The sequence below is a fragment of the Maridesulfovibrio sp. genome (genome assembly GCF_963676065.1).
GTDB lineage: Bacteria > Desulfobacterota > Desulfovibrionia > Desulfovibrionales > Desulfovibrionaceae > Maridesulfovibrio.
Map to the genome: position 1 here is coordinate 2,533,836 of NZ_OY780933.1, position 13,796 is coordinate 2,547,631.

Here is a 13,796-nt window from a genome sequence, read left to right on the forward strand (position 1 = left end):
TTAAGAAAGAGCCGCGGCAAGCTCGCTTGAATCAGATTACTGAGTGATCTGTTCGGTTTTGAGTTCAGAAGCTGACTCGTTTTCGTTACACAGTTTGACCCTGTTGTAGAACAGATCTTCAGGACCGGCCTTGGTGAAGAGTTCCTGTAGCAGGACATTAAGGAACATGCTCTTACTGATTCCCAGATTTTCACATGCTTCTTCAATCTTATCATTAATTTCGTGGTTCAGGTACACATCTGATAGGCGTGTATGCATAGTTATCTCCTGTATTCTTGTTTGGTTTTTTTTATTTAATTTAAGTTAAGTGTATCATCCAGATACCGCTCTGCCTAATACATAATACGAAAATGTAGTTATGTACAGCTGGATATACTCTTTTAACCTTTCTGTCGTTAATTTGTAATTTACGGGTGCGGGAGAGGCTGAACGGATGTGCAGTATGTGAATTTGTGCATTGCACATATGTGCAAAATAAAGTGCAAAGATATGTGCAGTTAATTTTGATAAAAAATTGATATTTATTTAATGCACTGTAATTAAAGGGAAAAATATTTTGGCACGCTAGATGCTAAGTAGAGATTCAATACGGGCGATGAGATTGTTCCCCTGCTTTCTCTTCAGAATGTTCCCGAATAAATATATAGTCTTCATTCTTCATCATCACTCCTTTAAATATAAAAGGACCGGGATCCTCCAGCCCGGTCCTTTTATATTTTTAAAGTCTTTATCGTTTGTACTAGCGGTACAAGGCTCTTACATCCACAAAGCTTGCTTTTTCGGTTCCGGTAAGAACCATGGCTGCGGTCAGTTCAGCTTTCAGTTGATCTATGTACTTTTCCACTCCTTCCTGCAGTCCGCCAACGGTAGCAATGGAGAAGGGACGTCCGATCATGACGGCGTTTGCGCCGAGAGCCAGCATCTTGAGTACATCGATACCGGTGCGAACACCGCCGTCAACCATTATATCACACTGGCCTGCAACAGCGCGGGAGATTTCAAAGAGCACTTCAGCTGTGCCGGGGCAGGAATCCAGTACACGTCCGCCATGGTTGGAAACAACGATACCTTTGGCTCCGGCATCGATTGCCATACGTGCCTCATCCGGGGTCATGATGCCTTTGAGGATAAAATCGGCATCTACGGATTCAATGATTTCACTCAGCTTACGCATGGATTTGGGTGTTACCGGGCGGCCCATTTTCTTAAGGGTGATCAGACCGGCGGCATCGATGTCCATACCGATAATTTTACAGCCGGTTTCTTCGGCTTTCTGGAGTTTTTCGTTCAGCTCTTTTTCTTCCCACGGTTTGATGAAGGGAATACCGTGTCCGTCGCAGTCCTTGATCGCTGAAAATCCGCTTTCGTGGATGAAGGGCGGCACACCGTCTCCAGTACAGCCGATTATACCTTTCGCTTTGCAGCCTTTGAGCTTGTTTGTGACGTAATCGAGTTCACTGACTTTTCCGCCCATGTTGAATTCCACTCCACCGATAGGAGCGGCGATGACCGGGATATCGAGATCGATACCCATTACATTCACGGAGGTGTCAGGTGAGCTGAATTCATGGATGGTCCGCATGTTCAGCTTTAAATCTTCAAGGGCTTTTACATTGTTCTTGAAGCTTGCGGCAGTACCGAGTCCGCCCATTCCCGGGACTTCGCCCACACAGGCTTTACCATTACAGACAGGGCATACTTTACAATAGCCTTTCATCAATTCTCTTGCATTGTCGCGTACATCTTTCATTTTTTTTCTCCTTTCATTGCGGCGGCCCTGAAGGGAATGAATACATTTTTAAAAAGCATTCATTGCATTTTTAAGAGGTATATACGGGCGTAACCGCTGTTAATTTTGTTTTGCAGATTATTAAAAAATGCTGATCAACATTCTTGTTGCTACGATGATCAGCAGCACTGCGAAAATCTTTTTAAGTTTGTCAACGGGCAGGCTGTGAGCAAGCTTTACTCCGATAGGCGCTGTCAGCATACTGGCGGAAACGATTCCGAGCAATGCCGGCAGGTATACATAACCTATGCAGTATGGCGGCAACCCTTCTACGCCTATTCCGGTCCAGATATATCCGGCAGTACCGGCGATGGCGATGGGGAGTCCTATGGCTGCGGCAGTTCCGATGGCTGTATGGATGACTACATTACACATAGTCAGGAAAGGTACGGAAAGAGTTCCGCCGCCGATCCCTACCAGACTGGAAAATATACCTATAACACTCCCGGCGGTAAGCATTCCTTTGGAGCCGGGAACCTGACGTGATGCCTTGGGCTTAAGACCGAAAAGCATCTGTGAAGCCACGTAGTACAGAAAGATCACGAAGATGGCTTTCAGAAAATTGGTATTCATAAATGAAGTGGACAGGGACCCGAGAAAGGTTCCGATAATTATTCCCGGTGTGATGGTCTTGAAAATATCCCAGCGCACGGCTCCGCGTTTATTGTGGGAACGCATACTGGAGATGGAGGTGAAGATGATGCTCGCAAGGGATGTTCCCAGCGCTATGTGCATCAGGTGCACTTCCGGTATGCCGAGCGGGGGCAGGGTGAAAACGAGGATAGGCACGATTACCAGCCCACCGCCGATGCCGAGCAGTCCGGCGAGAATTCCGGCAAAAATACCAAGTACAACAAAAATCAGTAAGGTTGAGATCATTTGCTCCTCCGTAATTTCAATTTATAGGGGCTGTTGATGGATCACGGCCTGTAGCCGCTATTTCCACTTTTTCAATGTGCTGGCGCATTGTTTTACGGGCCATATCTGTGTCCCGTTTCTCAAATGCTTCAAGAATTTTGAAATGGTCGACTATGGATGCCTGCTGCCTTTCCGGAGGTTGCAGTATATCCGAACGACTCTCTTTCATTATGAGATCAAGTGCCTGCAGCATTTCCGGGAAAATTGAGTTTCCGGTCGCTTTGGCAATTTCAAGATGTAGATTTGCGTCAAGTTCGCTGGTGTTCCTGCCATTGCCTGCTTTCATCTGTTGATCACAGACAATAACCTTCATACGGTTCAGGGTTTCCTCAGTCATGGCTGCTGCGGCCAATGCGGCAATTTCCGGCTCAATTACTTTTCTGAATTGAAAAATGTCACTGATGCGCTTTTTCTGGTCGCTGAAAGCAGTGGCAAACGCGTCGAAAATATCCGCATCCATATCTGTCAGGATGTAAGTTCCATCTCCGCGCCGGCTTTCAACCAGATTTTGCTGTGCAAGCGATTTTATGGCTTCCCGGATTGAGCTTCGTGAGACTTTGAACTGTTCAGCCAAAGTCCTTTCCGCAGGTAGCTTGTCGCCTTTTTTCAGCTCTCCGGATTCAATCAGCTTGGCAATCTGCCGGGCTACAGACTGGTGCACAGTCTTTGCCGTATTTGTTGTCTCCATAATAGGTCCTACCAATTTGTGTTTTTGGGCAATTGGTCTGACCAATACCATTGATTGTACAATCAAGCAAGTTGGAAAAACTAAAAAAGAACCTGTAAATTATGGAGAGGCGGTAGAAGCTTTGGATCTGTTGCGGTAATATTCAGCTACCTTTAAAGCGGAAAAAGCAGATTAAGATTACTGATCCGGTTGGTGTACATTTCAAGACGATAAAGGCTTGAATTGGCGTATTTAATCCCTATTTTAGTGTCTTAGATCAAATCTACGGCTTTTGGAAAAAAATCAAAAAGAGTATTCTGATAGCTTGACTCTCTATTCATTTGGTCGTATTGCCAAATCATGAATACGGAAATGCAATCAGAAATAACAGTTCCCCGGCAGTTTGAAGAACGTGCCAAGGTAATGAAGGCTATGGCTCATGCCTCAAGGCTTATAATGCTGGATGAACTGTCCCGCGGAGAGCGGTGTGTATGCGACCTTCAGGCTCTTGTCGGGCATGATATATCCACGGTCTCCAAGCATCTTTCCGTCTTGAAAAAAGCCGGTCTTGTTGAAGATGAACGTCGTGGAAAGCAGGTGTACTATCGGCTTAAGGTGCCTTGTATATTAAACTTTTTTCATTGCGTTGAATCAGTTATCGCGGCAAATAACCGTTAAAATTTTTTTATAAAACATTTGGCGAAATCGCCAAGTGAGGATCTGTATGAACTTTCCATCCAGTAATAATCAAGGAGGGGCAATGCAAAATGATGCTCAACAAGATAGCAATAAAAACAAAGGAATTCTGACGCAAATTGCGTTTGGACTGATCGCTGTAGGGGCCTGGTATGCCATTTATAGCCAGCTATTGTCTTTCGCCGACTGGTTCGCATATTCACTGCTGAGCCTCTCGCCTGAAAGCCATCTGGGATCAGCAGTACAATTCTTTGTTTACGATACTCCAAAGGTTTTGATGCTTCTCCTTCTGGTCGTCTTTTTTGTCGGCATACTTCGTTCGTTTGTGACCGTTGATTGGACCCGGCATGTTCTGGCCGGGAAAAAAGAATCTGTCGGGAATGTCCTTGCCGCGCTGCTTGGCGTTGTTACCCCGTTCTGCTCGTGTTCTGCGGTCCCGCTGTTTATAGGGTTTATGACTGCCGGTGTTCCGCTTGGCGTTACTTTTTCGTTTCTTATCTCGGCACCGATGGTGAACGAAATAGCACTTGTTTTGCTCTATGGTCTGTTGGGATGGAAAGTCGCCGCCTTATATTTCGTGACGGGTATTTGCATTGCCATTGGTGCCGGATGGGTAATGGGAAGGATGAAGCTCGAGAATCATGTTGAGGATTGGGTCATGTCCATCCGCGCAGGTGAAAGCGGTCTGGAAGATCAAAAAATGACGTGGCAGCAACGTTTTCAGTATGCGCTTGATTCCGTCAAAGACATAGTGGGGCGGGTCTGGAAATTCGTAGTTATCGGTATTGCTGTCGGCGCGGGTATTCACGGCTATGTTCCTGAAGGTTATCTCGCCGGTATCATGGGTGATTCTTCCTGGTGGTCTGTTCCGCTTTCCGTTTTGATAGGTATCCCTATGTATACAAATGCGGCCGGGGTTATTCCCATTGTGGAAGCTTTGCTTGGCAAGGGCGCGGCCCTCGGAACTGTTCTGGCCTTCATGATGAGCGTCATCGCGCTGTCTTTCCCCGAAATGGTTATATTACGTAAGGTACTCAAGCCTCGCTTGATTGCCATATTTATCGGTGTTGTTGGATGCGGTATCCTGTTTGTTGGCTACCTGTTCAACGCAGTCATTTAAATTCAAAGGAGAATAGAAATGAAAATTCAGGTTATGGGACCGGGTTGTCCCAAATGTGCGCAAGCAGCTAAGAATGTTCAGGAAGCGATTGCCGAAGCCGGTATCGACGCAGAAGTTGTTAAGGTTACCGACTTTCAGGAAATTGCTGCCTTAGGAGTTTTTTCGACTCCGGCTGTCGCCATTGACGGTGAAGTAAAAGTTGTAGGCAAGGCACCGAGCAAAAAAGAAATATTAAGCTGGTTGAAGTAAATCTATTTATAAGGAGATCTTTCCATGTCCAAATGCAGTTGTTCCTGTGGTGCCGCTCCAAAGTTTGTTTTTTCATGTTCCGGTTCCGCTGACGTAGGTGAAATGGCAGATCAGGCAGCAAGGGAATTATCACGGCAGGGTAAGGTTAAGATGTTCTGTCTGGCCGGGATCGGTGGCAGGGTATCGGGTATTGTGAAAAGTACAGAGGCTGCGGAGCAGGTTCTCGTCATTGACGGTTGTCCTTTGAACTGTGCCAGCAAGACCTTGGAGGAAGCCGGTTTTTCGGAATTCGAACATATTGAGCTTCAGGCACTGGGGTTGAAAAAAGGTGAATCCCCGGTTTCGCAGGAACTTATCAATGTAGTTGTCACAGAAGCGAATAAACGCATCAAAGGATAAATTACATGGTTAAAAAAATATCTGTATTTGCCTGCTGCCTGTTTTTGGCGAGCCTGTTTTTCACGGTACTTCCAAGTAAAGCACAGGAAGCCGGGACAGTTGTTTCCGCATCGGATTTGATTTCCGGTGTCCCTCACGATCTTCCTATTAAGGGAATGGTCACTATGGTGGATATTGGTGCTCATGCCTGTATCCCCTGCAAGATGATGACACCCATAATTGGAGAATTATCCAAGGAATACGAAGGCCGGGCAGCGATAGCATTTATCGATGTATGGGAGCATCGTGATCAAGCTGCCAAGTATGGTGTCAATACCATTCCTACGCAGATATTCTACGATGCCCAAGGTAAAGAACAGTACCGGCATACGGGCTTTCTGGACAAGAATAAAATTATATCGAAGCTGTCCGAACTAGGCGTTAAGTAATTATATATGGACCAGATATTCATCCTTATAAATCAATGGATGACAGGCGGGGTGCTGTTCGGTGCATTGGGATGCTTCTTGTGGGGCATGGTCAGTGTTCTGTTCAGCCCCTGTCATCTGGCATCCATTCCGCTTATTGTCGGCTATGTTGCGGGACAGGACAAGATCATTGAGGGAAGGCAGGCCGCGATTTATGCCATCTTTTTTACAGCAGGCCTGTTTATTACCATAGCTGTCATCGGCATAATTTGTTCCCTTTTGGGACGCATGCTTGGTGATGTGGGATCTTATTGGACTATCGTTGTCGGGCTGATACTGCTATGGGTCGCCTTTGATATGCTCGGCCTTTCCAAATGCTCCATGTCCGGTGGGTTGATGGCAAGGTTGAAAGTGAAAGGGGTGTACGGTGCCTTTGTTCTTGGACTTGCCTATGGGATTCTTTCGGGTTCTTGTACATTTGGTTTTATTGCTCCTATTCTTGCCATAATCACGGTTCAGCAGAAAATAATAACAGGCGTAATCTTCATCGTACTTTTCGGCATAGGGCACTGTCTCCCTGTCGCCGTGGCGGGGAGTTCAGCTGCAATGGTTAAAACACTGCTTGCCAACTCTGCGTGGCAACGCAGCGGAGTGTTCTTTCGCCGTTTGGCAGGTGGGATGATAGGTTTGCTCGGTCTATATTTTATTGTGCAACCTTTTTTTGCTGCGGTGTAGGAAATTTTATTTCGCGGTAAGAAACTTACTCTTATTCATTTAGGTAAAAATAAAACCGGCCCGGATTTAGTCCGGGCCGGTTTTTTGCGCTGTATTATCAATACAGTTCGGCATGATTTGCACTACAGTTATCAGACGGGAAGCTGTGCTTGGAGTCTTACGGTATCCTGAAGATCCGTATTCGCCGTAGGTGGAATTGAGTATATGAAGTATCTAAAGTGCAATAATATTGATTTACGCGGCTAAAGTCATAAATCTTGCCAGCGTTGCAAGGCCGATGCAAAGGAAGAGTATGGCGAGACCGGTGGCAAATTTATTAAGACGTCCGCGCTGATAATCTTTGATGAATCCCCATTTTACGGCAATTCGGTAGAGACCTGCCACAACGTGCATAATTACAAGCGGTGCCAGCACGAGGTAAAAGAAAATCCACGGTCCGGACTGGATGCGCTCTGCTGAACGGGCGGCGGTGATGGGCAGATCACTAAGTACCGCCCACATGTGAATAGATCCCATAACCAGAATAAGCATGGCGGAAACAACCTGAACAACCCAGAGCCATGTATCGCGATGCTTAAGCATTTTAGCATGTTTCCAGATAGTCTTCTGGCCGTCGAGGCGAAAAGGGATTTTGCGTGCAGCAAGGTAGAAATGAAAAAGGAAAAGCAGGAACAGAATCGGACCGCCTATCTGGGCCATGTAGTTTTCTTCGTATTTGTGAGCAATCGTATCCATAATATCGGGACTGAAGATCACACTGGAAACAAGGCTCATATGCATAAATACAAAAATGATAAGAGCAACCCCTGAAAGCATCTGGAGCCAATCCAGAATAGCATCACTGCGTCCCCGTTTAATGGGAGTGACAGTAGAATTAAAAGACATCTTTACCTCCATATAATAATTGAAATAAAACACCTCGCAACTGGTATTTACTGCGCCGCAGATAATGTCCTCCAGAAGTTGTTTTGTCAATCAACATATACATCTTTTGTTGTATATAACCTACCGTCGTTACAGGCACGATTTGAGATTTTACTTTTTTCGCAATAACCCTCAGCGTTATTCGTTTATAACTAATTTTTTACTTCCTTCCGTTGACCTTGGCGAAAGCTGTGCTTAGATTAATTTCCAGTGTTTATGGGATATTTTCAGTCGCCCTCTATTTTTATGATAATTTGTGCTTTGAACCTGATTGACATACTGGAGTTTAAAAGACATGGTCCCTCAACAAAATGTGAAGGTCCTTGCGGCCGTTAAAGGATTAGAATTTGAAAAATTGTGTATTTTCATATTGCTTTGCGGGGTGCTGCTGATGAGTAGCGGATGCAAAGTTGAAAAAATAGATGCCAGTAAAAAAGTGGAAGTGGCTGCCGGATTGATTGAAAATGAATCCGCTGCCGCTGTTGCTCCTCCTTCTGCTGATTTAGTTGCTCAGAAAGCCGCAACAGCTGAATTGAGCGCTGAAATCAAAAAGGCCCTTGCTTCCGGAGAAGGTCCGCATGTGATCAAACTAAGGAACGGCATGTCTGTGTTGATCAAGGAAGACGATCGTTTTCCGTTGGTTAATGTGCGCCTTTTCGTCCATGCCGGTTCAGCTTATGAAGAACCGGAACAGGCCGGGATCAGCCATCTTCTGGAACATATGGTTTTTAAGGGAACCAAGACCCGAGGTCCCGGTGAAACAGCTCGCGCAATCGAGTCCGTCGGCGGTGATATGAATGCCGCAACCAGCTTTGACTACACTGTTTTTTATGTGGAAGTCCCCGAGAACGAATGGAAGCTGGGAATGGACATCGTCACTGATATGACCTTTAATGCCAAGATTGATCCTGAAGAGCTTAAGTCTGAACGGGAGGTCGTGCTCTCCGAACTTGAGCGCGGCGAAGATAATCCCGGCAGTAGAATTTTTAAGACCTTGCAGTCCATTGTCTGGAAAGATACCAGCTACCAGTGGCCGATTATCGGTTATCGAGATACTGTGAAGGGACTTACTTCCGAAGATATTCACGCTTATATAGACCGCCTTTATCAGCCGCAATCCATGCTGCTCAGCGTCGTCGGAAAGATTGATCCTGAAGCCGTTGCAAGGGAAGCGGAAAAGCTTTGCGGAAGCCGCGATTCAGTAGCTCCGGTGGTGCCTCCGGTTTCCTTTCCCGATACAGCGGTCGGAAAAACGACTGTTAAGGTCATTCCCGGAAAATGGAACAAGGCTTATATCGGCGTCGCATTCCCCATACCCGGTCTGGATTCCGCGAAAATCGCCGGTCTCGAAACCATGTGCGAGCTTCTTGGCGGCGGCGAAACCTCACGTTTATATCGCAAATTTAAGTACGAAAAACGTATGGTGGACAGCATCTCCGTTTCTTCCCTTACTCTGGAACGGGCAGGGATGCTTTATGTCTTTGCCACCCTTGACGCGGATAAAGTCAACGAGTTCTGGAAAGAACTCATGATTGAGCTTTCCTCTGTTGATTTTAAAGATTTCACTGACCGTGAAATGGATCGCGTGCTTATAAATTTAGAGGATTCCTTATTCCTGACCAAGGAAACTCTTTCCGGGCTGGCCTCGAAACTGGGATATTTTCAGTTCTTTGAAGGGGGACAGCAGGCCGAAGGGAATTATCTCTACGATTTGCGCAACATCACCAGGGACCAGTTGCAGCAGCTTTATGATGAATATTTTGATCCGAAAAAGCTGGCAGCCTGCATACTTATGCCCGAAGGCGGTGAGAACGATGCGCAGGTATTTCAAAAATCCGTGGGTGCAAACTGGCCCGTAAAGACCAAATCTGCCGCTAAAGTAGATAATGCCGGTCCGGGTGAATCCGCTACCATCAAACTCGCAAACGGCAGCAAGCTGGTTTTCATTCCCGATGAAACCCTGCCTTATACAGCTTTCTCCATGTACTGGGTGGGCGGTGACGCGGACCTTACTCCCGAAGAGCAGGGCCTTGCCGCTATGGTTTCCCAGAGTTTGACCCGTGGAACCGAGAGCTTGAACGCCACTGAGCTGGAGGACTTTGTTTCCGACCGCGCGACATCGCTTAGCGCAACTGCCGGAAGGGAAGTATTTGCTATCAACGCAAAGTTTCCTTCACGTTTTACTTCGGATATACTTCCGCTGATTGATGAAATTATCACCCGTCCGCGTTTTGCCGCTGAGGAATTGGATCGTGCAAGGCAGGATCAGGTATCCGCTATCAAGCGTAAGGAAGACCGTCCGCTCAGCCTTGCTTTCAGGAATATTTTCCCCTTTCTGTATAAGGATGGCAGTTATTCGTATTTCCACTTGGGAACACCGGAAATTGTGGATAAGTTCTCCCGTGAGGAAATTATTGACTACTGGAAGAAACAATCTTCTCGTCCTTTCGTAATTTCCATCTGCGGTGATTATGACCGTGAAGCCCTTGCCGCTTTCGCTGAAAAGCTGGATGGGGAATTGGTTGTAAAAGACACTGAAGTTTCTATTCCCGCTCCTCATTGGGGCGTTGAAAAAGATTTGACCATGACTCTGCCGGACCGCAATCAGGCCCACCTGATGGTTATTTTCCCGGTACCGGGTATGGAAGATGAAGAGGCTACTGCAGGTCTCTCCCTGCTCCGAGCTTCCCTCGCGGGTCAGAGTGGACTTCTTTTCCGCGATCTGCGTGATAAACAGGGGCTGGGTTACACCGTAACCGCATTCCTCTGGCAGGCACCTAAGACAGGATTCATGGCCTTCTACATCGGAACCAAACCGGAGCAGCTTGATCAGGCTCTGGCAGGATTCGATAAAACTGTAAAAATGCTCAAGGCGAAAGATCTTCCTGAAGAGGAAATCCTGCGCGCCCGCAGCATCCTGCGCGGTGAATATTATCAGGATCACCAGAGTCTGCTTTCCCGCAGTCGTGAAGCGGCAAGTATGATAGTAAAAGGATTTCAGCCTGATCTTGATCAGAAGATAATTGAAAAGGCTTCAAAAATTGATGCCGCTGAGGTCCGTGATTTGATAAACAAATACATAAATTGGGATAAGCGTTATACGCTCACAGTAAAACCGTAAAAAGTGCCTTATACTGAACGGTTAACGGCTTAGATCCGTTTTGCATCGTAAGTTGAGAAAAATAAAAATCGCAATATCTTTCGGGATATTGCGATTTTTTATTGGCAGCGCTGCGCTATCAGCGCCAGATGTCTTTTTCTTCTACCAGCAGCTCCGCAGTTCCATTGGTATCTTCGACAATTCTTTTACAAAATTTATCAATCTGATCCGAAGGCATAATCAGTGTGAACATGAGACCCGTTCCGAAATTCTGCTCTTCTATTTCGGCTCGGTATTCATCAAGCATGCGGCGCAGCATACCTTCCTGAGCGTATGAAATCTCAAGGCTGACTATACGCATAGGGACTTTCATTACCACGTCCAGCTCTTCGAGTCCCTGCTGCACAGCGCCTGAATAAGCTCGCACCAGTCCTCCTGTACCTAGTTTTATCCCCCCGAAGTAGCGTGTGACTACGACGGCGATATCGCCGATGCCGCTTCCCTGTAGAACCTGCAGCATCGGTTTGCCCGCTGTTCCCTGAGGCTCGCCGTCATCACTCATGCCCATATCCCCGGTCTGTGGCGGACCGGCAATAAAAGCGGAGCAGTGATGGCGTGCATCCGGGAATTCGCTTTTAATGGATGCAATAAATTCTTTCGCTTCTTCGCGGGTTGAAACCGGTTTTATGTCACAGATAAAGCGGCTTTTTTTAATTGTTTCTTCGGTGCGATTATTCTTGCTTGGCACAGGGTAGGCTTGATTCTTCATGGCGGTTAATCTTCAATATCATTGAATTTGTTTTCAGGTTGTCTGCTTTTTTATAAGTACAGGATGAAAAATCAAATTTAAAGTTAAATTTTCCTTGACTTAGTAATAGTAATAGTTATTATTAAATCAAGGTTGATGGGAAACTAATAAAGATATTTTTAGACAATAAGGAGATAATTATGGGAAGCCTCAGAGATTACAAGAATTGGGATATCGATTGGGAAATGACTCCTGAAGATGCTGTAACTCTTTACCTTGAGTGGGGTAACCATCCTTGGGATTCAAAGTTTGCTCCGGTAACATCCAAGAATGACTATACAAATTATTTCACAGTTTATCTGTGGGATGAAAAGCCAAGATTGCTTTTCGTACGCAGGAATTCTGAAGAAGCTCGTGAGCTGATGAGCATTGAACTTCCAAAGGACATTGCTGATAGGTTCAGGGAGTCCGTAGGTGGCTTGAAGGGTAATTACCCGATCAACACCGAAGTAAGAGAATGGATTGAAACACAGATGAATAATTAGTTCCCATCTCCTTATCATCTACCGTAGGGGAACAGGCTCGGAGCCTGTTCCCCAAATTTTTTTTCTGTACTGATATAAAAACTACATTCTGCCACTTGTGTTCTAATCGAAAATCAGTATGCTTTAATCCAATACAGCGTTCGCATTTCATTTATTTCATCCCTGACATAAGCAACGAACTGCCGAAAAACTACTGTTCTTCTACAGTAGCGTGATTCTTTATCTCTTATTTCGGTATCACATATTCTCAAGGAGGCTCATATGCCTGTTAAATTTGCTGACCGCATGTCCACTGTGCATAGGTCGTTTATCCGTGAAATTCTGAAAGTTACTGAAGATGAATCCATCATTTCTTTCGCCGGAGGACTACCTAATCCCGAACTTTTTCCGGTGCCTGAATTAGAGAAAGCCGCTGTTAATGTCCTGCGTGAAAGCGGACCGCAATCCATGCAGTATTCCACTACGGAAGGTTTTCTCCCCCTTCGGCAATTCATTGCTGACCGCTACCGTACGAACAAGGGTATTGATGTAGACGCTGATGAAATTTTGATTACGGCCGGTTCACAGCAGTGTCTTGATCTGCTGGGCAAGGTCTTTCTCAATGCCGGTGATAACGTGCTTATCGAGCGTCCCGGATATCTTGGGGCGATCCAGTCTTTTTCTATTTTTCAGGCAAATTTTCTTACTGTAGGTCTTGAATCGGACGGCCCCGACTTATCCGAGCTGGAAAGGGTGCTGGATGAGAATGAAGTAAAAATGTTTTATGCCGTTACTAATTTTCAAAACCCTTCAGGTTTGACCTATGGTGCTGAAAAAAGAGCCGGGGTTGCGAAAATCCTTAAAGACCGTTCAGTTCTTTTTGTTGAAGACGATCCTTACGGTGAGCTTCGTTTTATGGGAGAATTTCAAAAGCCCATCGTACGCGGATATCTTGAAGAAAACGGTATTCTGCTCGGTTCTTTTTCCAAGGTCGCCGCTCCCGGATTCCGTCTTGGCTGGATGGTCTGTCCCGGTGAAATTAGGGATAAGCTGATAATTGCCAAACAGGCTTCGGATCTGCATACAAGCACCTTTGCACAGCGGGTCATGCACCGGTACGTGACCGATAATCCGCTGGATAATCATATCGAGAAAATTCGTGAAAGGTACGGAAACCAGCGTGCGGCCATGGTCCGGGCTATTGATGAGTATTTCCCTGCCGAGGTTGAAGTAACTCGTCCTGAAGGAGGCATGTTCCTCTGGGGCACTCTGCCGGAAGGAATGTCTTCCATGGATCTTTTTGATGAAGCCATTAAAAATAAAGTTGCTTTTGTTCCGGGACGTCCTTTTTATGTGGACGGCAGTGGTGAGAATACCTTCCGTCTTAACTTTTCAAATTCTGATGAAGAACATATTGAAGAGGGCATTAAGCGGCTTGGTGCCGGAATTAAGGATTTTATGAGCTAATCATAAATTTATCCCGTAGCCTGAAGTAAATAAAAAACGGCCCTGATGCATCT

Annotated in this window: 15 protein-coding genes; 9 read left to right on the forward strand and 6 right to left on the reverse strand. The window is 45.9% G+C overall.

Going from position 1 to position 13,796, the window contains the following annotated elements:
- Positions 1 to 36 precede the first annotated feature (36 nt).
- From ACKU35_RS11280 to ACKU35_RS11295, 4 genes are all read right to left on the reverse strand, one after another.
- On the reverse strand, positions 37 to 258 hold the full coding sequence (locus ACKU35_RS11280; RefSeq protein ID WP_319759319.1) for a hypothetical protein: 222 nt from the start codon (positions 256 to 258) through the stop codon (positions 37 to 39).
- 481 nt (positions 259 to 739) lie between these two features.
- The gene (locus ACKU35_RS11285) at positions 740 to 1,750 is read right to left on the reverse strand and encodes an alpha-hydroxy-acid oxidizing protein (protein ID WP_319759320.1); all 1,011 of its coding nucleotides are present in this window, start codon (positions 1,748 to 1,750) and stop codon (positions 740 to 742) included.
- 120 nt (positions 1,751 to 1,870) lie between these two features.
- A complete protein-coding gene (locus ACKU35_RS11290) occupies positions 1,871 to 2,668 on the reverse strand; it encodes a sulfite exporter TauE/SafE family protein (RefSeq protein ID WP_319759321.1) in 798 nt (265 codons plus the stop codon).
- A 16-nt stretch (positions 2,669 to 2,684) separates the two neighbouring features.
- Complete coding sequence (locus ACKU35_RS11295; RefSeq protein ID WP_319759322.1) at positions 2,685 to 3,395, reverse strand: FadR/GntR family transcriptional regulator; 711 nt, start codon at positions 3,393 to 3,395, stop codon at positions 2,685 to 2,687.
- Between the two features lie 351 nt (positions 3,396 to 3,746).
- On the opposite strand from ACKU35_RS11295, the gene ACKU35_RS11300 reads away from it, so the two are divergent.
- The 6 genes from ACKU35_RS11300 to ACKU35_RS11325 all read left to right on the forward strand — a co-directional run bounded on the left by ACKU35_RS11300 (position 3,747) and on the right by ACKU35_RS11325 (position 6,980).
- Entirely contained in the window at positions 3,747 to 4,052 is a 306-nt protein-coding gene (locus tag ACKU35_RS11300) for a metalloregulator ArsR/SmtB family transcription factor (protein ID WP_319759323.1), read from the forward strand.
- Between the two features lie 82 nt (positions 4,053 to 4,134).
- Positions 4,135 to 5,190, forward strand: coding sequence for a permease (locus ACKU35_RS11305; protein WP_319759324.1), 1,056 nt, complete (start codon positions 4,135 to 4,137; stop codon positions 5,188 to 5,190).
- A gap of 18 nt (positions 5,191 to 5,208) precedes the next feature.
- A complete protein-coding gene (locus ACKU35_RS11310) occupies positions 5,209 to 5,439 on the forward strand; it encodes a thioredoxin family protein (protein WP_319759325.1) in 231 nt (76 codons plus the stop codon).
- Positions 5,440 to 5,463: 24 nt separating this feature from the next.
- On the forward strand, positions 5,464 to 5,838 hold the full coding sequence (locus ACKU35_RS11315; RefSeq protein ID WP_319759326.1) for a putative zinc-binding protein: 375 nt from the start codon (positions 5,464 to 5,466) through the stop codon (positions 5,836 to 5,838).
- A gap of 5 nt (positions 5,839 to 5,843) precedes the next feature.
- Positions 5,844 to 6,266, forward strand: coding sequence for a thioredoxin family protein (locus tag ACKU35_RS11320; protein WP_319759327.1), 423 nt, complete (start codon positions 5,844 to 5,846; stop codon positions 6,264 to 6,266).
- Positions 6,267 to 6,272: 6 nt separating this feature from the next.
- A complete protein-coding gene (locus ACKU35_RS11325; RefSeq protein ID WP_319759328.1) occupies positions 6,273 to 6,980 on the forward strand; it encodes a cytochrome c biogenesis protein CcdA in 708 nt (235 codons plus the stop codon).
- Positions 6,981 to 7,214: 234 nt separating this feature from the next.
- Here ACKU35_RS11325 and ACKU35_RS11330 read toward each other — a convergent pair whose 3' ends face one another.
- A complete protein-coding gene (locus ACKU35_RS11330; RefSeq protein ID WP_319759329.1) occupies positions 7,215 to 7,865 on the reverse strand; it encodes a succinate dehydrogenase/fumarate reductase cytochrome b subunit in 651 nt (216 codons plus the stop codon).
- A 334-nt stretch (positions 7,866 to 8,199) separates the two neighbouring features.
- Between ACKU35_RS11330 and ACKU35_RS11335 the strand changes: the two genes are divergently transcribed.
- Positions 8,200 to 11,025, forward strand: a complete 2,826-nt coding sequence (locus tag ACKU35_RS11335) for a pitrilysin family protein (protein WP_319759330.1) — start codon at positions 8,200 to 8,202, stop codon at positions 11,023 to 11,025.
- Between the two features lie 118 nt (positions 11,026 to 11,143).
- On the opposite strand, the gene ACKU35_RS11340 is transcribed toward ACKU35_RS11335, so the two are convergent.
- Positions 11,144 to 11,773, reverse strand: coding sequence for a YigZ family protein (locus ACKU35_RS11340; RefSeq protein ID WP_319759331.1), 630 nt, complete (start codon positions 11,771 to 11,773; stop codon positions 11,144 to 11,146).
- Between the two features lie 179 nt (positions 11,774 to 11,952).
- Here ACKU35_RS11340 and ACKU35_RS11345 point away from each other — a divergent pair, with 179 nt between their 5' ends.
- The gene (locus ACKU35_RS11345; RefSeq protein ID WP_319759332.1) at positions 11,953 to 12,297 is read left to right on the forward strand and encodes a DVU0772 family protein; all 345 of its coding nucleotides are present in this window, start codon (positions 11,953 to 11,955) and stop codon (positions 12,295 to 12,297) included.
- 261 nt (positions 12,298 to 12,558) lie between these two features.
- Positions 12,559 to 13,743, forward strand: a complete 1,185-nt coding sequence (locus tag ACKU35_RS11350) for a PLP-dependent aminotransferase family protein (protein WP_319759333.1) — start codon at positions 12,559 to 12,561, stop codon at positions 13,741 to 13,743.
- Positions 13,744 to 13,796: the final 53 nt, after the last annotated feature.

Coding starts and splice junctions, on each gene's coding strand:
- ACKU35_RS11325 (WP_319759328.1), top strand. CDS start 6,273: ATGGACCAGATATTCATCCTTATAAATCAATGGATGACAGGCGGGGTG.
- ACKU35_RS11310 (WP_319759325.1), top strand. CDS start 5,209: ATGAAAATTCAGGTTATGGGACCGGGTTGTCCCAAATGTGCGCAAGCA.
- ACKU35_RS11285 (WP_319759320.1), bottom strand. CDS start 1,750: ATGAAAGATGTACGCGACAATGCAAGAGAATTGATGAAAGGCTATTGT.
- ACKU35_RS11345 (WP_319759332.1), top strand. CDS start 11,953: ATGGGAAGCCTCAGAGATTACAAGAATTGGGATATCGATTGGGAAATG.
- ACKU35_RS11300 (WP_319759323.1), top strand. CDS start 3,747: ATGCAATCAGAAATAACAGTTCCCCGGCAGTTTGAAGAACGTGCCAAG.
- ACKU35_RS11305 (WP_319759324.1), top strand. CDS start 4,135: ATGCAAAATGATGCTCAACAAGATAGCAATAAAAACAAAGGAATTCTG.
- ACKU35_RS11280 (WP_319759319.1), bottom strand. CDS start 258: ATGCATACACGCCTATCAGATGTGTACCTGAACCACGAAATTAATGAT.
- ACKU35_RS11340 (WP_319759331.1), bottom strand. CDS start 11,773: ATGAAGAATCAAGCCTACCCTGTGCCAAGCAAGAATAATCGCACCGAA.
- ACKU35_RS11320 (WP_319759327.1), top strand. CDS start 5,844: ATGGTTAAAAAAATATCTGTATTTGCCTGCTGCCTGTTTTTGGCGAGC.
- ACKU35_RS11335 (WP_319759330.1), top strand. CDS start 8,200: ATGGTCCCTCAACAAAATGTGAAGGTCCTTGCGGCCGTTAAAGGATTA.
- ACKU35_RS11290 (WP_319759321.1), bottom strand. CDS start 2,668: ATGATCTCAACCTTACTGATTTTTGTTGTACTTGGTATTTTTGCCGGA.
- ACKU35_RS11330 (WP_319759329.1), bottom strand. CDS start 7,865: ATGTCTTTTAATTCTACTGTCACTCCCATTAAACGGGGACGCAGTGAT.
- ACKU35_RS11315 (WP_319759326.1), top strand. CDS start 5,464: ATGTCCAAATGCAGTTGTTCCTGTGGTGCCGCTCCAAAGTTTGTTTTT.
- ACKU35_RS11295 (WP_319759322.1), bottom strand. CDS start 3,395: ATGGAGACAACAAATACGGCAAAGACTGTGCACCAGTCTGTAGCCCGG.
- ACKU35_RS11350 (WP_319759333.1), top strand. CDS start 12,559: ATGCCTGTTAAATTTGCTGACCGCATGTCCACTGTGCATAGGTCGTTT.